The sequence below is a fragment of the Lysinibacter sp. HNR genome (genome assembly GCF_029760935.1).
Taxonomy (GTDB): domain Bacteria; phylum Actinomycetota; class Actinomycetes; order Actinomycetales; family Microbacteriaceae; genus HNR.
Map to the genome: position 1 here is coordinate 1,898,353 of NZ_CP121684.1, position 23,708 is coordinate 1,922,060.

Sequence of the window (23,708 nt, forward strand, 5' to 3'; positions counted from 1 at the left end):
TTTCTCTACCGCTCAACACTGTACGTTTAGCTTATCGCCGCAGATACCCAAAATCATATACCCGGCAAAAACTTAACGAACAACTTTTGATTTACCTCACTGACCGGGCGTTAACGCTCCACGCTGTTCGTATCCTCGGGCGTAAAATTACACTCCCTAGGGACCATACGCAGCATCCTAAACGGTGAGCATGAAGGAGGTCTTACCCAGGGGTACCCCATTCACCTGAGCCTCGATAGAGTGTTCACCCGGGTGGTAGGTGCGGGTGGAGAGGGGAGCGAAGGAGTGTTTCCTCTGAAACTCGATGCGTTCGCCGGGAGCCACCGTTTTTGTGGCCAGCTTAAACACCTTTGCGCTCTGTGTCCCATTGGCTTTTTGGTGGTGAATAACGTAGTCGACCATCACCGACACTGCATATTTTCCATTGTTTTTAACGGCCAGACTAAAGGGCAGAGAACCTCCCACGGATACAGTTTCGGTCGCAATGAACGGACCCTCTGTCACCACATCATCAGAAGCCTCAAAGCCCATGAGGCTCAGGGCACCCTGATCACCGCGCTTGATCAGGGTTCGCAACGCGTGCCTCACAACCCGCACGGTGTGTTTGTCGGGTTCTGCCAACCACATGGCCGCTGTTTCCAGCACAATATCGGCGTTGTTGCGGCTGAGGTCGTTCAGGTGGTTTGCGACCGAGCGCCTCACCATATCACTGGGGTCACGGTAAAGGGCGTTGAGAATCGGCAGGGTAATCCGAGGCTGGCGAGTCAACTCGGGAACCCTCCTCCCCCACGGAAGAAACATGCGGGTTCCCTCGCTCGCAAGGCGACGCACGTGCTCGTCGGGGTGCATTGTCCACTCACGAATAATGGGTAGTGCGCGCTCCAGGTTGGCGTTGAGCATCGGCCGGATCGCAAACTCACAGGTTAGCCGCGACGTGAGATCAGCAAGCAGATACATACCCTGGTCAAAACCTTCGGGAGTGGCATCCTCTAGTGAAGCGGCACTCACCGCTTCGCTCACAGGCCAGATCATCCACCCGTGAAAATCGTCACGCGTAAGTGCCTGACGAATAACAGCGGCGCGATATGAAAAAGAACCGACAAGGTCCGACAGGACAGCAGCGGCGATGTTGTCGACCCTCTGCTTGAGTGGGGTATCCGCGAGTTGGTCGCCGATCCCAAGCAGGGCCGAAGCTTCCCCAATGCCTCGACCCGGCACCTCTGCAGAAGACGCCCGAAGAATTTTGCGTAGCTCACCCACCTGTTCGATACCAAGCAATTCATCAGCAGTGGGCATAGGGCACCGTTCCTTTTGGATTACAAACCACAAATATCGAACATATATTCGAATAGACCCTTGCGATGCTAGCACACCTTCTCGACTCGACGGACGCTCCACACTATTCCGCAGGCTAAGGCTCTGCAAACAAAACGACCGCTAATGCCTATCGATTTCAGGTTCAGCCACCACGCTCCCCCGCGTAGAGAGTGCAATCCGCAGATGGCTTATCCAAATCATCAGAGACCCCACGAGGATTATCGCCGCCGCTATCGCAACAACATACACGGCAACCCCCGCGTATCCGTTATCGAAGTTTGCCGGATTCAGGAAGGGGTAGGGATACCAGTGTTCCCCGGTTCTTGCGTCAATCGAAAAGCTGCCGCGGAGGAGCGTATAGGTAACCCATACGAGGGGGAAGGAGATTATCCACCACAGCGAGCGCCACGCAATTCTGACGGGATCGGGACCCCAGATCCAATCGACCAGAATGTAGATGCAGGCAAACACATGGAAAACCTCGTTTGACCAGCCGAGCGTGGACCCCTGCGGCAATGGGATCCCTCGCAAAAGCAAGTTGTAAACCAGGCCGGTAATCACCATATACGTCACGATTGACACACGAATAATTGAGAACCAGGTGGGGTGGGCCCGGTTGCGGTATCCCAGCCAGGCCAGCACAACCAACATGATGGCCGAAAAAATGTTGGATTCGATGGTGAAAAAGCTAAAAAATCCCACCAGAAGGAAAGGAATGTCACTCAGAGGGTTTTTCTGCCAGAAATTTATGCTCACCGTGAGCTGCCCAATAACAGCAGCCACTATGAGGGCGCTCATGAGCAAGCGAATAAGCGCCCAGATAAGCACTGTTCTTCTCTTCGTCACAACGGTCATCTTACGCTCCTGTACCAACATCACTGTCAGGTCTGATTGTCACGGCCTGCCCTCAGACTGACCATCGATATCTCGGATCATTTCAGAGGCTATCTGTATTTCACCGGGAAGATTCAAAAGTCAGTACTATGAGCATATATGTCATGATTCAAATATTGAATAGCGCCTCAGGATTTGTCTCAAGGAGATATCTATGAAAAAATCACTGGCTACAGTCTGTCTCAGCGGAACAATAGCCAGCAAACTCCGCGCCGCGGCAGAGGCCGGTTTTGACGGGGTCGAACTCTTTGAACCCGACCTGATTGTGTCTCCCGAGACCCCTCAAGAGATTCGTAAGAGGGCCACCGACCTTGGGCTTACTCTCTATCTTTACCAACCGTTCCGTGATTTAGAGGGTGTTACAGAGGAGCGGTTCAGAGCAAATCTCCGTCAGGCGGAGGCCAAGTTTCAACTCATGGATGAGCTCGGCATCAATACCCTGCTGCTGTGCAGCAACGTAGCAACCGCCGTCATTGACGATGATGCACTTGCCGCAAGCCAGCTGTACAGACTGGGCGAGATTGCCGAGCGCTACGGTATCCGGGTTGCTTATGAGGCCCTAGCCTGGGGCCGTTTTGTCAACGGTTACGAGCACTCGTATCGCATCGTTGAAGCGGCCTCCCATCCCAATATTGGGGTCTGCCTTGACAGCTTTCATATCCTCTCCCGGCAGCACGACCCTTTAGGAATCGAAGGGATTCCCGGCGATAAAATTTTCTTTGTTCAATTGGCGGACGCCCTACCCCTCACCATGGACGTGCTCTCGTGGAGTCGCCACCACAGAAATTTCCCAGGTGAGGGAACGTTTCAGCTCGGCAGCTTCATGTCTCACGTGATTCGAGCCGGATATTCGGGGCCTCTCTCCCTAGAAGTTTTTAACGATGTCTTTCGACAGGTCGACAGCACAAGAACCGCGCTCGACGCGATGCGCTCCCTGGTCTGGCTAGAGGATCAAACCCTGGCGGAACTGTCCCGCCTGGATAACGCACACACGCTCGGTACGTCCGAATACTCGAGTGGCCGACTCCGGGTACCGGGCACGCCTTCCGCAGCGAGGGATGCGGGTTCTATTCGGGCCTCGGGAACTCTACAAGCCCTTCCTTTGGTTACGGAACCACTGGGAATGAACTTTATTGAGGTGAACACGGCACATCCACACACGATCAAAAAATTGCTGCATGAACTCGACTTCACCCTGATTGGCACTCGCCCAGAACCCCCCGCACAGCTGTGGGCACAGGGTGAGGCGCGCATTATTGTAAGGACCCCGGTAGAGCAATCTAACGACCCTGCGATTGTTGCCGTGGGATTTACGGTGGCAGACCCCGGGGTCTCCGAGGAGAGAGCGATACGGCTTCGCGCGCACCCCTCTGCGCAGAGCAGCCGGGCGATTCAAGCTCCCGACGGCACCGATGTGTTCCTGTGCGATGCCAGCGTAAAAAACCTTTCGTGGACAACAGCATTCTCTGCGAGTTCAACTTCTACAGTTGGGGTTGTCGGAGAGCCGCCTACTGTGTCTGAGAATGCGCCCACCGGATCCGGAAGATCAACCAACGCATCCGGGGCCCCACCCCTGATCGAACGTATCGATCACATCAATCTCACCCACTCGTGGCAGCACTTTGACGAGGCCGTTCTGTTTTATAGCAGTGTTCTCTCGCTGCACCCCCAGGCCACGGAGGATGTAGCTGGGCTTATCGGGTTGGTGCGTAGCCAGTCCGTGAGTTCTGAGAACGGTGCGGTGCGGCTCCTGTTTAGCCTCATACCGCCACTCGCAGAGATCAAGCAGCCATCGGATCACCCAATACACATCGCTTTTACTACCGGTGATGTGGTATCGGTGGCACGGCGAGCGCGCGATCGGGGGATGCGATTTTTGCCCGTTCCCGAAAACTATTACGCGGATGTTCAGGCCCGCTACGACTTGCCTTTGCAGACGCTCGACACTATGCGCGAGTTTAATCTGCTCTATGACCGGGATGAGCGGGGCGAATATCTCCACTTCTACACAGCAACGGTTGACAATCTGTTTTTTGAGGTGGTGGAGCGTCGCAACGGTTATGCGGGTTATGGTGCCGCCAACGCTCCTGTGCGTTTGGCCGCCCAGCACACAACATAGCCAGTCTGTTGTCGAATATTCTCAACATCCCCTTGCAGCCCCATAAACAAATGTTTAGCATATGAACATGTATTCAATCTTTCATTGGATCCTTAGCACCCCCCGCGTGCGCTTCTCCCAACCCTCAAAGCATCCGGACGCCCTCACCAGCGCATTGCCTCGTTTTCGGGAGAACTCATGAGTGCCGCGGTAGAGACGCAGGGCCTCACTAAAAAGTTTGGGTCACGTCTTGCTCTTCGCGGGGTAAATCTCAATATTCCGCGCGGCGGGGTGTTTGGTGTTATTGGCCCCAACGGTGCGGGTAAGACTACCACCATGCGTATTCTGCTCGACGTCATGCGCCCCACTTCGGGAAGAGTGAGGGTACTGGGCGAGTCCCCGCGTGGCGGCGGGATAAGTCTCCGCCGCAGGATCGGCTACCTTCCAGGGGAGCTCATTCTTGAGGGTCGCGTAACGGGGCACGCACTCCTAGAGCACTACACGCGCATCAGCGGTACTGTGCGACCCGGCATGATCGCGTCGCTTACAGAACGCCTCAACCTAGACTTGAACGTGCCGGTGCGCAGCCTCAGCAAGGGTAATAAACAAAAACTGGGCATCATCCAAGCTTTTATGCATCAACCGGAGCTGTTGGTACTTGATGAGCCCACCAGCGGTCTCGACCCCCTGGTGCAGCAGATTTTTCTTGACCTGGTTCGCGAAGCTAGGGATGCTGGACAGACCGTTTTTCTTTCGTCTCATGTGCTGAGCGAGATTGAGCAGGTAGCCGACGAGGTTGCGATACTTCGTGCGGGGCATGTGGTAGCCACGAGCACCGTTGAGCGTCTCCGAGCCGTGGCTCGGAGACGCATCCGAGCGCTGGTCGCTATAGCCCCGGAGCCGCAGGGTGTGGATGTCCTGGAGCACATCCACACCCTGTTTAGCTCGCTACCCGAGCTACGCGATCTACAGGTGAGCAGAGAGCCCGTCAGCTCTCTCACGCCCGCCACCTCCCCCGACTCCACCGATTCCGCAGGCTCTGCGGATTCCCCCGGCCTACTCTCGATAACGGGCTCTCTCGCGGGTGATCCCGACACCTTCCTCAAGACCATTGCAAGACTACATGTGCACGATATCAGCATCGAAACGCCTAATCTTGAAGATGCTGTTCTCACACTGTATAGCGAGTCGGATGCCGAGATCACTAGTTCTCTCACGAAGGAGACCGGATCATGAGCGCCACCACAAGGCTACCTCTGCTGCGTCGCTCGTTGCACGAGTCCTGGCGTTCTCTGATCGGCTGGTCGGTTGGTTTGGTTGCGGCCCTCTCGCTGTATCTGCCCCTTTTTCCCTCCCTCGGGGGCAGCTCCGGAATGCAGCAACTCATTCATCAGCTTCCGTCAGAACTCGTGAACACGCTCGGCTACAACAATATCTTTACCGGCTCGGGTTATGCACAGACCACCTTTTTTGGTTTGATGGGATTTTTGTTGTTTTCGATTGCGGGTATCGGTTGGGGAACAGCCTCGATTGCGGGTGACGAGGAGCGGGGAACCCTTGAGCTTACTCTCGCGCACGGTGTGAGCCGCACACAGCTTGTGCTAGAACGTGTGGCCTCCATTGTGGTCAGGATCGGGGCGTTGGGCCTGGTTACTCTCGCAACCGTCTTGATCCTGAACGGCCCCTCCAACCTCAAACTTTCCGCAGGCAACGTACTGTCGGGGGTTATTGCCCTGTGCGGGGTGGCGCTGCTCTTCGCGTGCGCGTCGTTAGCGGTTGGTGCAACCAGTGGACGTCGTACCTGGGCCCTGCTGGGAGGCACTTTTGTGGCCGTTGTGGGATACGTTTTTAATGCCGTAGGCAACCAGACACAAAGTGTGGAGTGGCTGAAGAGTTTCTCACCGTATTCGTGGGCGTTTCGCAACCAACCGCTCACCAACGGGTGGGACCTCGGCGGACTTGCGTTAATTTATGGCGGTGGGATACTGCTCGTTCTGGTAGCGGTTATTACGTTTAACAGACGGGATGTGGGCAGGTAGCACAAAAACACCACCACCTTATCCGCTCCGGTTTTACTCGGGCGGCAACTTTTTACTCAGGTGTCGACCGTCGACCCTGACGTTTAGCAAGTTTTGCCAGGTCTTTTTCTATCAGATATTTGATGCGGGCATCACGTTTTTTCCAGTATTCGGCGTCTCTCACTAGCCTGGTCTTTTCGGTGGTGAGCATAATTTCAAACGAACGGCTCACCTCACGCCAGGCATCTTGACGAGCCTTTTCAGCGGTTTCGCGAACGTAGTCATCGTCGTCGTAGAGCCTCTCGAGCTCTTCTGCGAGCATTTGATAAGACTGCTGCCGACGAGCCAGCTGGCTCATCTCTTCGGCGGCGTGGTTCTGGTGCCTCACCCACTGCGAAACTGAACCCTCGCGCTGAATACGCACCTCAGCGATACGCAGAGCATCGGCATGTTTCTCAATTGCAAGAGCCTCAAGCTCATCACGGACCGTCTCCATAACAACTTCTTCGTTATATGCCGATTGGTCGCCCATAGCGTTGATGATGATGAAGTTTTTGGTAGCCATACGCACGGCAACCTCGGCAATCATCATTCCCTGACTGACCACCTCTTCTATAGAGGCAACCTCGGCGGGAACACCAACATACGGTCTATCAGCTAAACGCTTACGCTTATGCTTACGAAATAAAGCCATCGCTCACCGCTACCTCCCATCGACATTACGAGACACAGATCCGCGCTACTCACACAAAATGGGCACCACCGGCACGATAGCGGATATAAGTCGAGCCTACTGGAAGCCACAGACATTGGGGCTGCGTAACAATAAAAATTTTGATACCCCCATAAATTAGCATCCAGCCCTCTTTTATGGATAAGATAACTAAGTTGCCTTTGGCAATAACGGGATGTGGCGCAGCTTGGTAGCGCACTTGACTGGGGGTCAAGGGGTCGCAGGTTCAAATCCTGTCATCCCGACTAAAGGGCCGAAGTTATAACTTCGGCCCTGCTGACCGTCCCTTCTGCTTTCGAGGTTTTTGAAACCGTCTTAACCTCACTGTTTTCTGTCAGTGCCATGTTGGGGGGGCTTCGGATTGTGGCGGGGGCTTCATCGCACGACGATCGAGCCGAGGAGTCTCCAGTTCGGTTTCCCCGCATACAACAACGCCCGGATCCATCGAGTTGCGGTGCCAAACCATTCAATAGCGAAGCTCCAGCACGCCGCCTTCATCCAGGTGCTTCGCGACTTCGGTACTAAAGTACACGTTCTTAAGAACCTGCCCGATGTCTCGATACAGCTATACCCACGGGACATTGCGTTCGCTATCGATGACACACTATTCCTCGCCCGATCCCGCGATCCGATTCGACAAAAAGAGCAGCGCGCGCTGGAATCGATGCTCTCGAGCTTCTCTCGGGTAGAGCGTCTTGAGAACGGGCTTATTGAAGGCGGCGACGTGATCGTGAGTGACAGCGTAGTTTTCGTAGGACTGAGCGAGGCCTCCAATAGGGAAGGGGTAACAGCGTTGCGACAGGCAATGAAACAGGCGGGCATCAAACGTGAAATCATTCCAATCGAGTTCTCCGGACGTGGAGTGGTGCACCTAGACACGAAATTCACCCTGGTAGGCCCGGGCCTCGCATATGTACACTCCGCCGCATTGACACCACATTCTCGAGCAGAACTCGCCGCACGATTCGAGATCATCGAGGCAACCGACGATGACGCTCGCTCACTTCGAGTCAATACCGTCGCGCTTGCGCCGAATCGCATCATCATCGATCGAAAAGCACAAGCCCTTGAGCAAGCCCTCCACTCACACGGGGTCGAAACCGTGGTTATCGATTTCTCAGAGGTCACCAAGTTCCCAGGCGGGTTCCGTTGCGCCACGCTTCCATTACGCCGCGGAAAAGCATCGGAGACAGACGCGCCACCCTAAAGATCGGGCACAAATCAATACATGAGATTTTCAAATAAGTAAGATTTGATTCGGCCTACTTTGTGCGAGTGAGAGTCCAAGCATTCCCAGGGCTCCGATCAGGTAACATTGAACCTTCAGTTCATCGTTCTGATCAGAAAAGGCGCCAATGTTGATACACCTTTTAAAGCCCCTGTGATAACTCGCCACAAACAGCAACGTGTAGCACATACGGGGCACCCCACCGCTCTCCCGCGTGACCCGGATCGAGAAAACGTCACGATAGTCATCCCCTCACTCGACGTAAGAGTATGAGTTCCCCGATGCACCGGCAACCAGCATCTCAAGAAAAATCAACAAAAAGACTGCAACTGCCCGGGGCTTTCCGGCTGGTGCTCGCGGGGGAATCTTTCTCCCTCTTTGGTACTCAAATCGCTTCGATCATGATACCCCTCATCGCTGTTCTCACACTGCACTCGGGCGAGTTCATGATCGGCGTGCTCAGCGCGGTCGGATGGTTACCCATCATCGTCTTTGGCCTACTAGCCGGAACGATCACAGATCACACCAGTCGCTGGAAGATCATGGTGATCTGTAACGCGCTACGTGCACTCCTGATTACCATGATCCCCGTCCTCGCCCTCATGGGACACCTCACGATTCCTTTCCTGATCATTATTGCTTTCCTGGTGGGAATCTGTAACGTATTTTTCGACATTGCCTATCAGACCTATGTTCCAGACCTAGTATCCATAGACCTGCTCGGCCTCGCAAATAGCCGCCTGGAACTCATCCGTTCCATTGCGCAGCTCGCGGGTCCGCTTCTTGGAGGAACACTCGCCACTGTATACAAACCCGAGTATCTCGTCTCAATAAACTCGGCCACCTTTCTTATTGCCCTCATCGCACTGCTTCTCCTGCCCGGGCGCTACAGACCACTCCCCCGCACCCCCGGTGAGCATAACTCGTCCAAGCCAAAGATTTTCGAAGACCTGCTCTCCGGACTGAAACTCGTCTGGCGATCACACCAGATTCGACTGGTTGTATCGTCCGGAGCATTTCTAAACATTTTTGTGGCTGGAGTAGGCGCACTCTTCATTCTTTTTGTTACTCGTACGCTAGGCTATGACCCCGTAATATTTGGCATAAGCGTCGCGCTTGCCGGCGCTGGTGCTCTCGGTGGGGCTATAACCTACCCGTACTGGGCCCGAAGGTTTCATGAGGGCCAATGCGTTGGTCTTGGGTTACCGTAACGACACTGGGAACGCTCCTGCTTGCACTCTCGATCTGGACCAGTATTCCACTGGCCCTCGTCCTCATCGCACAGATTTTAATTGGCTATGGAACCCCGATCATCAACATTGCACTTGTAACTCTTCGACAAAAGCTCACGCCCCCGGGCTCCCTCGGGAAAGTCAATGCAAGCGCTCGGGTTGCAATAATGAGCAGCCTACCTCTCGGTGCCCTGATCGTCTCTTTTATCGGCGAGAATCTTGGTATTCCAACAGCACTGTGGGTTGCTGCGATTGGAGAACTTGCGATTCTCTGCATTCTCGGACCGGCACTTCTACGCGTGCGGTAACCCTGTAGCATCACCGCTCAAAAGAGCCAGTATCGGTGCGGCTACGGAGTTTTTTCCAGGCCATAAACGATGCAATCACCATCAGCAGGGCTCCAATAGTTGCGGTTATGGTGACACCACTCTCAAACGCTTCCACCGCAGAGGCCATGAGCCTACTGCCCAGCTCGCCTCCGATCTGCTCCGACATATTATAGGCACCGGCAAGCGTTTCCCGGGCGGCCGCTCCATCTTCTGGGGCTAATTCCTCCGGCAAGACCAGAGACATACGATAGTTCGCCGTGAGGATTCCCCCCAGCAGGGCCGTTCCCAAAACGGCGCCCATCTCATAGGCCGTCTCCGACACCGCTGCGGCTGCACCTGCCTTATTGGGCGGCACCGCGTTCAGGATGAGGTCGTTTGAAACTGTTTGGGCGGCACCTATTCCCACTCCAAGCAGAATAACCGCAATAAGAACCACTTCCCTGCTCGGATGGTCGGGACCTATCGCCAGTAGAAGGTACGCGGCCGCTGCAAAAAGCAGCGCGATGGCTACCACTATATGTGGCGAAACTTTACTCGCTAACGGAACAACAACAATCCCCACCACAACCAAGACCATCAACCCCGGAAGGAGGGTGAGACCTGCCGTAACGGGGTCGAATCCGAGCACAGTTTGAAGGTGCTGCGACACGAAGAAGAGAAATCCCACCAGTGCAATCGTAATGAGAAGGTTAACCAAAATAGCACCGCTGAACAGCGAATTCTTAAACAGTCTCACGTCGAGTAAAGGTATCGGACGCCGTAACTGTCGACGCACAAAGAGATAACCAAACGTACCGCCCACCAGGAGAGATATCACACCGACTACATCAAATCCTTCACTGGCAAAATGCTTGATCGCATAGACGACACCAACCATTGCCACCAGCGAGAGCAGGATACTCAGGAGGTCAAGCGGCCCGGGGTTCGGATCACGCGATTCCCGCACCAGGAGGGGCACGCCAATGAGAAGAGGAATCAAAATTGGAACCGCAATCAAGAAGACAGAACCCCAATGGAAGTGCGCAAGCAAGACTCCACCGACGAGTGGGCCCAGGGCAGCTCCCGCAGCAAAGCTGGTGGCCCAAATCGCAACAGCAAGTCGACGCTGTTCACGATCAACAAAAATACTGCGAAGCAATGAAAGTGTGGAGGGCATAAGCATCGCCCCAAAAAAGCCGAGGGCCGCGCGTGCGGCGATAAGCTGGCCCGCACTGGCAGAGAAGGCAGCAAACACTGAGACCAGAGCAAAGCCGGTTGCCCCAATCAGGAGGACTCGACGTCGGCCAATACGGTCACCCAGACTTCCCATACTGACGAGCAATCCTGCCAGCACCAGAGGGTAGCTATCGATAATCCATAGCTGCCCAGCTGCGGTAGGCTCCAGCGCTTCTGCAATCTGAGGCAAAGCAAAACTCAACACCGTGTTGTCAACCGCGATGAGCAACACCGAAAGGGTCAATACCCCCAGGGCAAGCCACTCTTTGACACCGGCACGTTGAGGAGGCTGGTTTTCAAGCGCACGAGGCATGGTCACCTAATTTCTAAAATAGAGTATCGCTACGGAATAAAATAACTATACCGTCTACCCGGTACAGTAAAAAGTATATTGATAAGTTCTCCCCAGCACAAAGAGACTTAGCGATCCTGGAGCGGCAACCACATCTCTGTTTCAAGAGAGGCCGGCGCGGTATCCTTAGGCTTGTTCAGGTAGTCTTCCACAAGGGGGCGATTGGCCAACGCATAACCGGACGACATTACCCAGCATCCGAATAGCCACTCGTAGACCGAACGCATGTCAGCGTAGGGTCCCCGATATCGCAGCACCGCGTACGTGCCACCCTCGATCGTGAGCTCACGCACCACGGCAGCATCGGGAGCGACGGGAACAGGAGCACCCACGAGAGTCTGGGGTCGCACAAAACACGCGTGCGAGATCAGATCGCTTTCCTTCTTGGCCGTCGGGTCGTCGCCATAAACTCCCAGATAACGCTGAGCATCTGGGTCAAGTCCGTGCGAGGAGTACCAAACAGCCAGATCGGTAAAAGCCTGCCCTATTGTCAGGTAGGGACCCTTCTGGCTCACCGAGAGGCAGTCAATAGACGCAATTTCCCTAATATCAACACTAAAAGAATTAGGATCAAATTGCGCACGGGCACGTCGGAATTCAGAGTGTGAGCCCTCATTCCTGTAACGAGCGGGTGGCATTCCGTAGGTGGCGCTGAACGCCCGTGTAAACGACTGCACACTGGGGTATCCACACTCCACCGCGATGCGAGAAACCGCAATCGAGCTGTTAGCCAGCAGATGAGAAGCTTTCTGCATCCTCAAGCGTTTCACCAGAGCAACAATAGACTCTCCAAATGCCGAGGTAAAGACACGATGCCAGTGCTGGGCAGAAAGCCCGACAACATCGGCCAGACTCGGAAGATCAAGCGGACGGTGCAGATTATCGTAAATATGGGACACCACAACATCGAATCGTTCTTCATAGTCGACCCACTGGGACGGCCTCACCGCATTTTCCTCTCTCAAGCGTTACCAGACATGTCTGGGGTAATAGCGTCGTAGTGGCCAGGACGTGTCTCGCCTGCCCCAGCCACTATAGGAAAATCCTAACGCACGCCTATGTTTACGGTAATCTCGCCGTTTGCGGCGTAGAGTTCGTACTCACACAGATAGGTCTTCGCCAGATCAGTACGCGCCCAAACTTCCTGCCACGCTTCAACAACGTTGTGCCGGTCATTATCTCGAACGGAGAATACCTCGCGAACGGATGCTGGAATCACGGCGAGGGTCATCCCGTCCGGAACGGGAGTATCAGATTTCACTGCCGCACCAATGATGAGTGAGTAAAAGCCGTTATTGTCCTGCCCCGCGTTTTCAAAGTTGCTATACAGGGCATAGGTATCCTCCGAGAGCCGCCCGGGGATACTCGCAAGTATTCCCGAACCGCTCACCTCATCCCAAAACGGGGGGATGGTCGCGGCAGAGTCCGCATTGGTCGTGCGAAGCTCAACACCGATAATCGTAACTGGGTCATTTACAAAAGTTGTCATACCCCACACGCTACCCGGGGAGGGCTTTACAATTTGTGCTGTCCTGAAAAAATTGCCCCTATTCACAACAAAATTGAACGCGGCTAGATGCGGCGTCGAGTCCTCAAAACCAAAAGAAGATTCCCGAACACCACAATAACGACCCCCATAGCGAGGAGAAAAAGGGGCTCAAAATCCTGTCCGGTGCGGGCAAGCTTGTCAGCTTTCTCCAAGCCGGCACTATTTTTACCCTCCCCGTCCTGCACAATAGTTGTATCTCCTCGCTCGCGATCTTCCGGTCTGAAGTCGGACAAGAAACCCACCTCGTGAACTGTTGTGCGGGTCTCGGGGCTCACGTCTTCGGTGATTGAATCCGCTACGGCCTCTGAACGCAGCGTCTGCTCGGAAGAGGGCGAGTCGATGGTGGTCACCGCAAAAACACCCGTCCAGGTCTCCCCGGCAGGAAGGTCTCCGATCTCGCAGAAAGAGAGATTATCCTGAGGAACACAGTCTGCGAACAAGACAGTATTGACAGGTTCCTCGTCCGAGGATGGTACGTAAGAAATGGTGGCCGCGACGGGAACCTCAAAGACCAGAGTCACCTCCTTCGCGCCACCCCCGTAGTTTGCCACCGACACGGTGTAGTCGTGGGTGAGACCGGGCTGAACCGCATCATCCGGCCCCTCAATCGACACAACCAAATCCGTTTTTCCGGATGGGGCAGAACCAATGTAGACAAATCCTCCCGGGTACTCAAAAGTAGGTCCGCTCGTTCCGTCTCCGCGAGTCGTTTTTACATTTACATCCACCGGTCCGGCTGCGTGGGCCGGGGTGATCACCGTAGCCTGGTTTTGCCCCACCATCGTCGTTTCAGTACCGGAAATTCCGCCAAAAAGGACCTCCGACACCGTGAGCGTCAGTGTGGGAAGCTCCACCCGAACCGGTGTATTCCTCAGGTTGACACCGGTGATGGCCCCCAATTGCAGCCGAGTATTTTCTCCCCAACCCTGGAGAGCACCGTTTGAGTCCTGTGCAAAGGAGGAGGTTCCTCCCCCGTCCACGCGGGTGAGCGTCCCCGCAAGAAGACCAACCGCTTGAGTGGGAAGCACCTGGTCGTTACTCCGGGTTCCGTCACCAAGCTGGCCAGAGCCGTTGTACCCCCAGGTCCACACGGTGTTATTGGTGTCGAGAGCAATCGAGTGGTAGAGGCCGCTGTTAATATCCATGATCTTCTGCCCGCTCAGCGCGGCGACCCGCGTGGGGGTGGGATTATCCGTTTTTGTTCCGTCACCAAGCTGCCCAAAAATATTCAGGCCCCACGTCCAGACTGCACCCTCCGAGTCCAACGCCAGCAGATGTATGCCACCCGTTACTTTTGTGATTCTATGCCCGTCCAGAGCCATGATCTGCTCGGGAATAGAGCGGTCTCCCGTTCTCTCATCGCCAAGCTGGCCGCTATTATTACCCCACGACCACAGGGTGCCGTCCCCCATCAGGGCGAAGGTACCAGCTCCCGTTCCCGATGCCATCTGCACAACCGTGTGACCGTCCAATCCAATAACGGGCGTAACGTGCATTTGCGGATCGCCTGCGGAGGGGTCGATGGTTCCGTTACCTAAATCACCGCGAAAATTACTCCCCCATCCCCACAGTGTTCCGTCTTCGGTCAACGCAAAGGAGGAGCCTCCTCGTGCAAATACCCGGGTTGCGGCACGACCCTCAAGCACGGTGACCTGCACCGGAGTGGTTCGATTGACCCGGGTGCCATCACCAAGCGACGCGTTCCGGTTGAGCCCCCAGGCCCACACGGTTCCGTCCGCAGCCAACGCCAGGGTATGTTCCTGACCAACCGATATCTCTACTATCGTGCGGTCACCCCAACCGGTTACCTGCACGGGCAGCTCATACTGTGGCACACGACCCGTCTCAACGCCCACCTGACCGTTTTCGTTATGGCCCCAGGCCCACACGGTTCCATCGGCACCCAACGCTACCGAGTGCATCGACCCGCTATCGGTAGACACGTACCCACCAGGGACTTCCACATTAACCCGTGTGCCTCCCGAGGTAGGACCGCTTGACGGGGTAGGCCAGGCAAGCTCAGACGATGGTGCCGTTACAGCCGAGGCCGAACCGGCAACAATAAAACTTGAAACGATAACGGCAAAAAACGTTGCACAGACAATAGAGTATTTAACTCGAATGAGATGCGAAATCACAGTTCCCCTCAGTGACTATCGGCGTAAAAAATTACGAACTTAGGAAGACTACAGGATAGAAAACCTCAAAGAAAAGTAATTTTCCAAAGTTAATCCTTCGAATTCACTGAACGCTTTATCACAAATGCCGTACCCGCGACCAGATAGCCCTTCACGTTTTTACTGACGGGTAGGCATCAACCGGAGCGTCGTTGGTCTGGATCAAGAGAATCTGTGGGCAATACACGTACAGTTACGAAACCCCTACTCCAACCGCAGAGGCGTCCACCCAAAGGGAATAAAACCGCTCACACGAGACCGCTCGACATCCACCAGATGCGACCAGCCCTGTGCAGCAGCCACACCCGCAACACCCACCCCACCACGCGCCACCCGGAATCCAAGGTCGTCATTAAAATCGGCTTCTGGCATACTGCCCCGACGCACCGAAGCCCGCACGCTCCACGGCTTATCCAGCCAGCCTCCCCCGCGAAATACTCGGTAGTTGCCGTAGCGTGCGGGATCTACATAATCCCAGCACCATTCCCAGACATTGCCGAGCATGTCGTAGAGGCCGAAGTCGTTGGGGGTCTTTTGTGCCACGGGTTGCGCACTCTCCACGGAGTCGGTACTCGTCCAAGCGATCTTCTCGAGCTCACCGTAGTGCGCGGCCGTGGTGTTTGCCCGGCAAGCCCACTCCCACTCGGCTTCTGTCGGGAGCCGATAACCCGGGGAGGTTACTTCCCAGTTCACCGCATCCTGTTTTATGGAGTAGGCGGGTGCTAGACCAGAGGCAGCCGAGAGGACGTTGCACCACACGATCGCTCCCAGCCACGAGACGGAGTGAACGGGTGATTCTTCGCTTACCCAATCGGGGCGGCGCTTCTCCGCTGGTCGAGGAACATTGCGCCCAGGTGATCGGGGTTCGCGCAAGTGAGAACCCCTCAAGTTCTACCGACCGTGTGCTCCGTGATCGTGCATCCACCAGATCGATTGATCCCGCCGGGATTGTCGCCATCTCTATGGAGTCAGGGAACATGATCAACATCTTATCCCGGAGCACCACCGAATGTATAAGTTGAGACTGCTTTATGACGCTACAGAGTCGAGCACAATCCGATTAGGTGCGACCCTAGTCGAGCGGGTCGCGCGCGATGGGGCAGGTCATGCAGTGCCCGCCGCCACGACCGCGGCCAAGCTCGGAGCCAACAATAGTGATGACCTCAACGCCGGCCCGACGCAGAGCGGCATTGGTGAGGGTGTTGCGGTCGTAGGTAAAAACAACGCCCGGCTCGACGGCAACGGCGTTGTTTCCCGAGTCCCACTGTTGCCGCTCGGATGCGTACGCATCCCCCGCTGTTTCTACCACGCGGAGCCGCGGCAGTCCGAGCGAGCGAGCTACCACATCAACAAACGGGGTATCCCCCTCGTCGGTGATCTCCACCCCCGGCTCGCGGTCTGATGGCCGCAGTGTAAACGCATGAATGCCATCAACAATTGCCGGATGAACGGTGACCAGGTCGCGGTCGGCAAAGGTGAACACCGTGTCGAGGTGCATTGCGGCTCGCAATTTGGGCATCCCGGCAACAACAACCTGTTCGGCAGCACCGGCCTCAAACAGAGACTTGGCCAGCAGTGTGATCGCCTGGCGAGATGTGCGCTCACTCATTCCCACAAGCACCACACCATTCCCGACGGGCATGACGTCACCGCCCTCAAGCGTTGCCCGATCCCACTCTAACTCGGGGTCGCCCCACCACACGGTTGAGTACCGATACTCCGGGTGAAATGTGTAGATCGCTTTCATCAGGAGGGTTTCCTCCTGGCGTGCGGGCCAGTACAGGGGGTTGAGTGTGAGTCCGCCGTAGATCCAGCACGTGGTGTCGCGCGTGTACAGCGTGTTGGGCAGCGGCGGCAGGAGATACTCTCGATTGCCGGTAGACTCCCGAGCCAGGCTCACGTAGTCCGTGCGGTAATCGGTGGGCAAGTCCATCGTTGCTAATCCGCCGATAACAAATCGCGATAGGTCACGCTCCGACAAAGAGTCCAGGTAGGCCCGGGTTCCCTCCACGAGCCCCAGACCAACCCTGTTGGAGGTGACCACACGATCCAGAAACCACTCTCGAGCAGCGGGCATAGCAAAGGTTTGGGCGAGCAGGTCGTGTAGTTCCACAACCTCCACTCCACGATTGGTCAGCTTGTTGACAAAGTCGAGATGGTCGCGCTGGGCGTTCTCGACCCACATAACATCGTCAAAGAGTAGCTCATCGGAATTAGTGGGGGTGAGCCGCTCGTGTGCAAGACCTGGCGAACACACCAGTACTTTCCGTAGACGACCCACCTCCGAGTAAACGCCGTGTTTGATGGAGGTAGAAGCTTGTTCAGTCATGGTCTGAACTCCTTTCGATCGGTGTTAAGTGTGTCCGGCTACAGTGTGATCCATCCGGTCACGAGACCGATAACGGCCACAATTGCGATGACCGTAACCACCACAAACAGCACCAGTTCACCCGGGCTAAAGACGCGTCGTTTCTGTTCACGACGGGTCATAACAAACAAAATTGTTGCCGGAGTGTAAAAGATGAAGGAGATCAGCACTAGGCTTACCCCGGCCGCAAAGACCAGGAATCCCGTGTAGAGCGTGGCAAGAATTCCGATGAGGAGATCTCCTCGGAGCGTTGAGGGCTTAGCCCCGTCGTAGGTTTCGCGAGTGAGTCGGAGCTTTACAGCGTATAGTGCGGCGAGTAGAAACGGGATCAGCGTCATCACGGCGGCCATATCGAGCGCAAAGTCGAACGCGTCTTCAGAAAAATAGGTCACCACCAGCACCACCTGCGAGAGCAGGGTGCTTAGCAGCAGTGCGTTCACGGGCACATCCCGATCTGTCTGTCGCGCCAGGAACCGTGGCATGTCACGATCCTTAGCGGCAACAAACAGCACCTCCGCCGCCATGAGTGTCCAGGCCAGGTAGGCACCGAGCACAGAAATAATCAACCCCACCGCAACAAAGACACTGCCCCACGGCCCCACGGCCGCTTCGAGCACACCGGCCATAGAGGGCTGGCGCAACTCCGCGATTTCGGCCATCGGCATAATGCCGTAGGACACGATCGTGACGGACGCAAAGATCGCGAGCACACTCGCAAACCCAAGGATTGTGGCACGCCCAACGTGCTCGCGACGTTTGGCGTGCCGGGAGTAAACGCTTGCACCCTCAACCCCGAGAAACACAAAAACCGTGATCAGCATCGTGCCGCGAACCTGATCAAAGAGGTTTCCAGCGTAGTCGGCCCCACCCCAGTTGGCCGCAAATGCCGCCGGATCAAAAACAAAAAGTGCCAGCAGCACAAAAACGATGATCGGAACGATCTTGGCAATCGTCACAATAAGGTTGATCGCCGTAGCCTCTTTGATTCCTCTTCGCACCAGAATAAAAAACAGCCATAACCCCACCGACGAGAGCAACATGGCCAAGATCGTATCGCCCGCACCAAGCCCTGGAAACCACTGCCCCAGCGTCGACATGATGAGCACCCAATAGGTAACGTTACCCACACACACGCTAGCCCAGTAGCCTGCTGCTGAGAAGAAGCCCGTATACTCACCAAAACCCGCCTTGGCGTATGCGTAGACACCCGCATCAAGATCGGGCTTGCGGATCGCAAGGCGCTGAAACACAAACGCGAGCATTAGCATACCCGCACCAGCCACCGCCCACGCGATCAAGGCTCCGGCGACACCGGTCTCCTGCGCAAATCGACGCGGAAGCGAGAATACCCCCGCGCCAACCATCGACCCCACAACCATTGCGGTCAGGGCAAGCAGGCTAACCTTTGTTACGACACTACCGGTTGTACGAGAATCATCACTCATGAGAATGCCCTAACAGCTAATAACAAAGACCTCAGTTTCCGTCTCCAAACAACGAACCTGGCGGGCATCAACCGCAGCGTCTTCCCTCGACCGGACAGGTTCCAGCTTTCACGCAGACTAACCGCGGACGCCAATGGAAGAACGAAGAATAATAACGGGGTCGTGCTCAGCCACAAATAGTCCCTGAAGCTCATTCACCCGTCTCCCTTGTCACGTCATCACATCAATTCAGAAAGACACAAAACCAATCTGCACTTTAATAATTCTTAAATATATTAAATGCACATATCTTTAAGAAATCTTGATACAAACAATAGCGCTGAAAGCGGTTGCAGAGCAAGCTCTCTCAGGCAGTTTCATACTCAATATCTTGAGGACCAAGGTCGTTACTCTATCTCGGGCCGCCCGGTGAAGCTCCCCTCGTGGAGCCGCTCCCAGCGCTTCGCCTCAGGTCGCTCCTGTGTTTACTCGTGCGAGGCTGCAACATAAACACGCATCCCCTTCCCGACCAAAGAAGCTACTCTATTCCACGTAACGTCGTCTTCCCGGCACCCCCTCGCTAAGCTTCCGTAGCATGGCAACCTCTTCCTACACTGATATAGACAACCAGTTGGCCTGGAGCATCAACTCAAGCAAGTACGTGATTCGAGACAGCTGGATATCTCTTCGAGCAGACACTTGCCAAACCCCAGATGGCGTATCCGTAAGCCCCTACTACATCCTTGAATACCCAGACTGGGTATCCATCTTTGCTATCGATACCAACAACAACCTCCTCCTGACCCGGGAGTACCATCACGGCGCCGGCCTGGTGGCCCTCGGATTACCCGGTGGCGCGCAGGAAGAGCGCGACAGTGACGCGACAGCCGGCGCAATCCGTGAGCTACGTGAAGAAACGGGCTTCAAGCCCGGACAGCTCATCAACCTCGGTTGGGTGTGGACCAATTGGGGCAACCACACCAACCGCATCTACAGTTTTCTCGCCACCAACTGCACGCCCTCTGACCCGCAAAAGCTTGATCCGAGTGAAGCCATCCGTGTCAAGCAGGTGCCGTTAAACACCTTCCGGTCGGAGCATCTGGAGCAGGGGTATCACCGGCTTAACGCGATGATGGCTCTTGAGTATCTGCAAAGGGAGCGGGAAGCAAACGCGCCGGTACAAGCCAAGCGCCACAGAGGATCACCGGAACCGCTATGAGCACGCCCACAGCGACCCCGCCCGTAGCCAGGTCGGTTGCCGCTAAGAGCGCGGGAGCCACAAGCACCCCGACTACTCCCAACGAGTCGGTGAGCGGTATGAACGAGGCGTAGAAGAGTCCCGTGATCCTCTCCGGTAAGCGACGCTGAACCTCGGAAAAGTAGACAACCGTTGCCACTGATTCCATGACACCCGCAATGATCATTACCCCCAGAAACAAGGAGAAATTTTCGATCCAGGGCAGAGACATCCACACCGCCGCCTCCAAGAGATTACTGAAAAAATAGAGTCTTCCCGGATGGAAACGTCCCAGCATCCCGCTTAAAAGCGCACCAACAACACCCCCAAAACCCATCGCCGCGACAATCCAACCACTTGCCCCGGGTATATCGGCAAAGATTTCTCGAGCTAAAGCCACCACAAAAATTTCCCCACAGGCAACAGCGGCAACATAGCTCAGCGAGGTCAACACGATCATCCGTAACATTTTGTCCCTGTAGACGACCTGCAGCAGAGCTTTTGGCCCGGAGACGACCATCTGATAGAGCTCACCCTGAGGGATTTCCCGCGGTGATGAAGAGCTTGTCCAATCCCTTTTCTTCATGCCGATCATCAGCAACGCTCCGATTACGCTGAGCACTCCGGGGATGAAAAAACTATTCTGTATTCCCAGCGCGGCAATGAGAACACCCGCCGCCGCCGGCCCAAGAACTGAGCTCAGTCTCTCCGCCGTGATGATCCAGGAATTGCCAGCGGTTTCACTTCCCACGGGAATCACCATGGGACGCAGGGCCATCCTCGCGGGGAAACCAAACATATACACTACCCCCTCAAGCAGCAGGAGTATTTGCAAGTGCGAGAGAGAGCCCATAAACGGAACGAGCACGATCATTATTGATTGGAGCAACCCCGTCACCAATGCCACCGTACGAGGTTCCCACTTATCAACACAATAACCCACAACCACGCCCAGAAGAACGTTCGGAACGAGCCGCATCGCAAGCGCAATTCCCGTTGCGAGGCTGAAGCCAAAATATGTGATAGCCCAAAAGGGCAGGGCGACACCCAGCATTGCACCGGCCGATCGGTAAAAGAAGACCGAGACGGTTAGCCGCAGTAGCGCGTCATTTCGAGGGGCTTTGGGGGACGTTTCCGGATTATTAGATATAAAAGGTGCGTTATTCACTACTCGTTCTCGCTGATCAATTGGGGTTGTCGTGACCAAACCAGCATCAAACTTCCGCGATTGCGTTTTATTCGCGCACAACAAATCGATTCTCTCGCTGCAAGAAAGGTTCCCGGACTCAACCCAAACAATCAGCCGAGACAAATATTGGGTTGTCAACACGAGAGAGCATTTGAGTTATCCACGCTGGAAAGCATCTTGAGTGGCCCACGCGGAAGAACACGCTACACTCACTTCTTACTTTTTTACGTAGCAAAATTACAGACACGGAGAAGTTCCGGCCGTATCGATTGTGGTCTTAGTCACCTGTTGTTTTACGCGAGATGCATCACTGCAATAGTCCTGTCACGGTAAGTGCTTCGAATAGCTTTCACCAAGTATCACACAGACGGCTAGACCGGCGCACTAAAGTGAAACGAGTTAATCCGGTAACCGTTTTGAAAGTACAGTCGGTGCGCATCCTGCCGCTCGGGTTGGGTTCCCGAGTCAAGATGAACCTGTGAGGCCCCCTCCGCCTTCGCTAAATCGTGAACCCAGCGAAGCAGGCCCGTGCCGTACCCTCTCCCCCGCGCCTCCGGCAGGGTCGCGAGGTCGTCAATGTAGCAGTGATAACCCCACGCCAGGCTTGTGGTAAACCTGAATCCAGCCACCGCACGGGCATGTTCAGCGTCCTCGTCAAAAACACCCGCAAGTCGATACCCTTTATTCCGCTGGGTACCGACCTGCACAACAAAGCTCTCCTCATCGCTGAGGTGAGGACGCAGGGACCGCATTACCACGTAGGCCAGAGCGGTTTCACCCTGCGCTAGTTCTCGAATGATCATCTAAACCTCCACGTTTACAGAATCGAGCACTCGAGACTTGCCTGTCTTCTACTACAAAACAACCTCATCACAACCCTACATCCCACACCGATTAGCAGATCGTTCATTGAGAAAACATCTTCTCGTTCACCCGGCTCCCAGTGGTCTGCTTAACACGAGTTTTATAGAAGCCCTGTTGATTTCCTACTATGGGCGTGGTGCACGTTTCTCGGAGCGCAACTGCCACAAAACAGCAGGCGCGTCAGCAAGCGGGTAGAGAATCAGAAGAGTTGTCAGCAGTGGACCCGTGCTCATCGCGATGGAGGATAACAGCACTGCCCAGACAATAGCAAAAACAAAACGGAGAAGGTAAAGGCTTCACAGAGTTCCATTACATAACAGCGCGGAGTTCACCTCACAAGTAATCGTGATGTTTTTCTTTCTTATGGCGGGCGGTGCTTAAGGAGATCTCAGAGCAGCCCGACCACTCGAGCAGAGTGCCCAGTAGTTGTTCATAGTCCACAGTTGCCACAGGATTGTCAAGTTCCTGTGCTTCAATGAGCAATTTTTGAGCGTTTCTTCGTACCGCTATCCGGCCTATTATCTGTTCCCCCTGCAAGAGGGGCATCCCGTAGTAACCAAACTCTCTTTTGTCTGCTGGTTTATAGCTTTCGAGACGATAGTCTTTCCCAAAGATTTCTTGCTGCCGAGGGCGGGTCCACACCAGAGAGTCAAAAGGTGAGAGTGCCGTGATGATCGAGGTATCCCGCGGGACCGAGGTGTCGAGGGAGTCGTGGCCGTACCAGATCTCCGCTGATTTTTCGATTCTCAGCCTGCGATACGACGAATCACCAAGAACCTGACTGACAGCCCTCTTGGGCAACCGAAGATAGTCTGCGATGCTGGACACGGTTGCCACCCCTAAAGCCTTCAGGCTGATGTCAATAAGCCGCCGAAAACACTCCTCCTCATCCAGATCCTGACTCCGCAGGGGCTCGGGAATCACCGCGGCGCTGAGTGAGTACACTCGCCGCCATCGGGAATCACGCTGCACACACGCCAGTTCTCCGACGCTCAGCATCCACTCGCACGCCCATCGACCCGGCGATTGCCTTTCCCAACCGCTCCCCCTCGCGCTGTCCAGGTCACTCAGCGTTTTGGGACCCTCGGCGGTGATAAGGTCTCTGACCCTCGCGAGAGACTCGCGTTTTACTTTGGGGCCGCGCCACCCTCCCTGACGAATGCGCCTGCGACGCCACTCAAGGAGGGGCCAGAGTTCCAGCCCCATGATGGAGTGCGCGTGTCCCCCGACTCAAAGGTAAGCGTTTGGTCACGCGGCAGCATCAGAGAGTCGACGTCGGTAATCGTGACGCCACGCACTAAAAGGGCCAGTTCGTGAGCACGTCTTGGTGCCCACATCGAATCTATCTGCACGCATCCTAAAGAATCGATAGTGTCGGATACTTCGGGAGCCGACTCCGAGCACACGGCAAGCCCTTGGGCGTTAACGGCGGCCCTGCGAACCTCGTTGAGCGAGAGAGAATCTACTTTTTCAACCACAACACC

General features: G+C 55.3%; 21 protein-coding genes and 1 tRNA gene. 8 read left to right on the top strand and 14 right to left on the bottom strand.

Going from position 1 to position 23,708, the window contains the following annotated elements:
- Window positions 1-177 precede the first annotated feature (177 nt).
- Together FrondiHNR_RS08525 and FrondiHNR_RS08530 are read right to left on the bottom strand one after the other, a co-directional pair.
- Window positions 178-1,296: a DNA alkylation repair protein gene (locus tag FrondiHNR_RS08525; RefSeq protein ID WP_279352357.1), complete on the bottom strand. Its 1,119-nt coding sequence runs from the start codon at window positions 1,294-1,296 to the stop codon at window positions 178-180.
- Window positions 1,297-1,437: 141 nt separating this feature from the next.
- Window positions 1,438-2,172 (bottom strand): Pr6Pr family membrane protein, encoded by a 735-nt coding sequence (locus tag FrondiHNR_RS08530; protein WP_279352358.1) that lies wholly within the window; start codon window positions 2,170-2,172, stop codon window positions 1,438-1,440.
- A 193-nt stretch (window positions 2,173-2,365) separates the two neighbouring features.
- Here FrondiHNR_RS08530 and FrondiHNR_RS08535 point away from each other — a divergent pair, with 193 nt between their 5' ends.
- The 3 genes from FrondiHNR_RS08535 to FrondiHNR_RS08545 all read left to right on the top strand — a co-directional run bounded on the left by FrondiHNR_RS08535 (window position 2,366) and on the right by FrondiHNR_RS08545 (window position 6,348).
- Window positions 2,366-4,330, top strand: a complete 1,965-nt coding sequence (locus FrondiHNR_RS08535) for a sugar phosphate isomerase/epimerase and 4-hydroxyphenylpyruvate domain-containing protein (protein WP_279352359.1) — start codon at window positions 2,366-2,368, stop codon at window positions 4,328-4,330.
- 177 nt (window positions 4,331-4,507) lie between these two features.
- Window positions 4,508-5,545: an ABC transporter ATP-binding protein gene (locus FrondiHNR_RS08540; protein WP_279352360.1), complete on the top strand. Its 1,038-nt coding sequence runs from the start codon at window positions 4,508-4,510 to the stop codon at window positions 5,543-5,545.
- On the top strand, window positions 5,542-6,348 hold the full coding sequence (locus FrondiHNR_RS08545; protein ID WP_279352361.1) for an ABC transporter permease subunit: 807 nt from the start codon (window positions 5,542-5,544) through the stop codon (window positions 6,346-6,348). Before FrondiHNR_RS08540 ends, FrondiHNR_RS08545 begins: the two co-directional genes overlap by 4 nt.
- A gap of 52 nt (window positions 6,349-6,400) precedes the next feature.
- Here the strand turns inward: FrondiHNR_RS08545 and FrondiHNR_RS08550 are convergent, their stop codons facing one another.
- Window positions 6,401-7,021, bottom strand: a complete 621-nt coding sequence (locus tag FrondiHNR_RS08550) for an asparagine synthase (RefSeq protein WP_279352362.1) — start codon at window positions 7,019-7,021, stop codon at window positions 6,401-6,403.
- A gap of 210 nt (window positions 7,022-7,231) precedes the next feature.
- Between FrondiHNR_RS08550 and FrondiHNR_RS08555 the strand changes: the two genes are divergently transcribed.
- The 4 genes from FrondiHNR_RS08555 to FrondiHNR_RS08570 all read left to right on the top strand — a co-directional run bounded on the left by FrondiHNR_RS08555 (window position 7,232) and on the right by FrondiHNR_RS08570 (window position 9,828).
- A tRNA-Pro gene (locus FrondiHNR_RS08555) sits at window positions 7,232-7,305 on the top strand.
- A 209-nt stretch (window positions 7,306-7,514) separates the two neighbouring features.
- Window positions 7,515-8,267, top strand: coding sequence for an arginine deiminase family protein (locus FrondiHNR_RS08560; RefSeq protein WP_279352363.1), 753 nt, complete (start codon window positions 7,515-7,517; stop codon window positions 8,265-8,267).
- A 290-nt stretch (window positions 8,268-8,557) separates the two neighbouring features.
- On the top strand, window positions 8,558-9,499 hold the full coding sequence (locus FrondiHNR_RS08565; RefSeq protein WP_279352364.1) for an MFS transporter: 942 nt from the start codon (window positions 8,558-8,560) through the stop codon (window positions 9,497-9,499).
- Entirely contained in the window at window positions 9,475-9,828 is a 354-nt protein-coding gene (locus FrondiHNR_RS08570) for a hypothetical protein (protein ID WP_279352365.1), read from the top strand. Before FrondiHNR_RS08565 ends, FrondiHNR_RS08570 begins: the two co-directional genes overlap by 25 nt.
- 10 nt (window positions 9,829-9,838) lie before the next feature.
- Here the strand turns inward: FrondiHNR_RS08570 and FrondiHNR_RS08575 are convergent, their stop codons facing one another.
- The 7 genes from FrondiHNR_RS08575 to FrondiHNR_RS08605 form a co-directional block, all read right to left on the bottom strand.
- The gene (locus FrondiHNR_RS08575; RefSeq protein WP_279354512.1) at window positions 9,839-11,377 is read right to left on the bottom strand and encodes an MFS transporter; all 1,539 of its coding nucleotides are present in this window, start codon (window positions 11,375-11,377) and stop codon (window positions 9,839-9,841) included.
- Window positions 11,378-11,484: 107 nt separating this feature from the next.
- Window positions 11,485-12,363 carry an AraC family transcriptional regulator gene (locus tag FrondiHNR_RS08580; RefSeq protein WP_279352366.1) on the bottom strand — a complete coding sequence of 293 codons (879 nt, stop codon included), beginning with the start codon at window positions 12,361-12,363 and terminating at the stop codon, window positions 11,485-11,487.
- A gap of 98 nt (window positions 12,364-12,461) precedes the next feature.
- On the bottom strand, window positions 12,462-12,905 hold the full coding sequence (locus FrondiHNR_RS08585) for an effector binding domain-containing protein (RefSeq protein WP_279352367.1): 444 nt from the start codon (window positions 12,903-12,905) through the stop codon (window positions 12,462-12,464).
- 83 nt (window positions 12,906-12,988) lie between these two features.
- The gene (locus tag FrondiHNR_RS08590; RefSeq protein WP_279352368.1) at window positions 12,989-15,103 is read right to left on the bottom strand and encodes a hypothetical protein; all 2,115 of its coding nucleotides are present in this window, start codon (window positions 15,101-15,103) and stop codon (window positions 12,989-12,991) included.
- A gap of 243 nt (window positions 15,104-15,346) precedes the next feature.
- Window positions 15,347-16,015, bottom strand: coding sequence for an SUMF1/EgtB/PvdO family nonheme iron enzyme (locus FrondiHNR_RS08595; protein WP_279352369.1), 669 nt, complete (start codon window positions 16,013-16,015; stop codon window positions 15,347-15,349).
- 199 nt (window positions 16,016-16,214) lie between these two features.
- Window positions 16,215-17,471 (bottom strand): arginine deiminase, encoded by a 1,257-nt coding sequence (gene arcA / locus FrondiHNR_RS08600; protein ID WP_279352370.1) that lies wholly within the window; start codon window positions 17,469-17,471, stop codon window positions 16,215-16,217.
- A 38-nt stretch (window positions 17,472-17,509) separates the two neighbouring features.
- On the bottom strand, window positions 17,510-18,955 hold the full coding sequence (locus FrondiHNR_RS08605; protein WP_279352371.1) for a basic amino acid/polyamine antiporter: 1,446 nt from the start codon (window positions 18,953-18,955) through the stop codon (window positions 17,510-17,512).
- A gap of 574 nt (window positions 18,956-19,529) precedes the next feature.
- Here FrondiHNR_RS08605 and FrondiHNR_RS08610 point away from each other — a divergent pair.
- Window positions 19,530-20,153, top strand: a complete 624-nt coding sequence (locus FrondiHNR_RS08610) for an NUDIX hydrolase (protein WP_279352372.1) — start codon at window positions 19,530-19,532, stop codon at window positions 20,151-20,153.
- On the opposite strand, the gene FrondiHNR_RS08615 is transcribed toward FrondiHNR_RS08610, so the two are convergent.
- The 4 genes from FrondiHNR_RS08615 to FrondiHNR_RS08630 all read right to left on the bottom strand — a co-directional run bounded on the left by FrondiHNR_RS08615 (window position 20,056) and on the right by FrondiHNR_RS08630 (window position 23,702).
- Window positions 20,056-21,339 carry an MFS transporter gene (locus FrondiHNR_RS08615; RefSeq protein ID WP_279352373.1) on the bottom strand — a complete coding sequence of 428 codons (1,284 nt, stop codon included), beginning with the start codon at window positions 21,337-21,339 and terminating at the stop codon, window positions 20,056-20,058. The two genes, FrondiHNR_RS08610 and FrondiHNR_RS08615, sit on opposite strands and share 98 nt — an antisense overlap.
- Before the next feature lie 392 nt (window positions 21,340-21,731).
- Window positions 21,732-22,163, bottom strand: coding sequence for a GNAT family N-acetyltransferase (locus FrondiHNR_RS08620; protein WP_279352374.1), 432 nt, complete (start codon window positions 22,161-22,163; stop codon window positions 21,732-21,734).
- 394 nt (window positions 22,164-22,557) lie between these two features.
- Complete coding sequence (locus tag FrondiHNR_RS08625; RefSeq protein WP_279352375.1) at window positions 22,558-23,430, bottom strand: crosslink repair DNA glycosylase YcaQ family protein; 873 nt, start codon at window positions 23,428-23,430, stop codon at window positions 22,558-22,560.
- Window positions 23,352-23,702 carry a hypothetical protein gene (locus tag FrondiHNR_RS08630; protein ID WP_279352376.1) on the bottom strand — a complete coding sequence of 117 codons (351 nt, stop codon included), beginning with the start codon at window positions 23,700-23,702 and terminating at the stop codon, window positions 23,352-23,354. Before FrondiHNR_RS08630 ends, FrondiHNR_RS08625 begins: the two co-directional genes overlap by 79 nt.
- Window positions 23,703-23,708: the final 6 nt, after the last annotated feature.

Excerpts from the sequence above, each read along its gene's own strand:
- FrondiHNR_RS08565 (WP_279352364.1), top strand. The coding sequence starts at position 8,558 with ATGAGTTCCCCGATGCACCGGCAACCAGCATCTCAAGAAAAATCAACA.
- FrondiHNR_RS08610 (WP_279352372.1), top strand. The coding sequence starts at position 19,530 with ATGGCAACCTCTTCCTACACTGATATAGACAACCAGTTGGCCTGGAGC.
- FrondiHNR_RS08605 (WP_279352371.1), bottom strand. The coding sequence starts at position 18,955 with ATGAGTGATGATTCTCGTACAACCGGTAGTGTCGTAACAAAGGTTAGC.
- FrondiHNR_RS08535 (WP_279352359.1), top strand. The coding sequence starts at position 2,366 with ATGAAAAAATCACTGGCTACAGTCTGTCTCAGCGGAACAATAGCCAGC.
- FrondiHNR_RS08525 (WP_279352357.1), bottom strand. The coding sequence starts at position 1,296 with ATGCCCACTGCTGATGAATTGCTTGGTATCGAACAGGTGGGTGAGCTA.
- FrondiHNR_RS08540 (WP_279352360.1), top strand. The coding sequence starts at position 4,508 with ATGAGTGCCGCGGTAGAGACGCAGGGCCTCACTAAAAAGTTTGGGTCA.
- FrondiHNR_RS08585 (WP_279352367.1), bottom strand. The coding sequence starts at position 12,905 with ATGACAACTTTTGTAAATGACCCAGTTACGATTATCGGTGTTGAGCTT.
- FrondiHNR_RS08545 (WP_279352361.1), top strand. The coding sequence starts at position 5,542 with ATGAGCGCCACCACAAGGCTACCTCTGCTGCGTCGCTCGTTGCACGAG.
- FrondiHNR_RS08620 (WP_279352374.1), bottom strand. The coding sequence starts at position 22,163 with ATGATCATTCGAGAACTAGCGCAGGGTGAAACCGCTCTGGCCTACGTG.
- FrondiHNR_RS08550 (WP_279352362.1), bottom strand. The coding sequence starts at position 7,021 with ATGGCTTTATTTCGTAAGCATAAGCGTAAGCGTTTAGCTGATAGACCG.
- FrondiHNR_RS08570 (WP_279352365.1), top strand. The coding sequence starts at position 9,475 with ATGCGTTGGTCTTGGGTTACCGTAACGACACTGGGAACGCTCCTGCTT.
- FrondiHNR_RS08575 (WP_279354512.1), bottom strand. The coding sequence starts at position 11,377 with ATGCCTCGTGCGCTTGAAAACCAGCCTCCTCAACGTGCCGGTGTCAAA.
- arcA (WP_279352370.1), bottom strand. The coding sequence starts at position 17,471 with ATGACTGAACAAGCTTCTACCTCCATCAAACACGGCGTTTACTCGGAG.
- FrondiHNR_RS08625 (WP_279352375.1), bottom strand. The coding sequence starts at position 23,430 with ATGGGGCTGGAACTCTGGCCCCTCCTTGAGTGGCGTCGCAGGCGCATT.
- FrondiHNR_RS08530 (WP_279352358.1), bottom strand. The coding sequence starts at position 2,172 with ATGACCGTTGTGACGAAGAGAAGAACAGTGCTTATCTGGGCGCTTATT.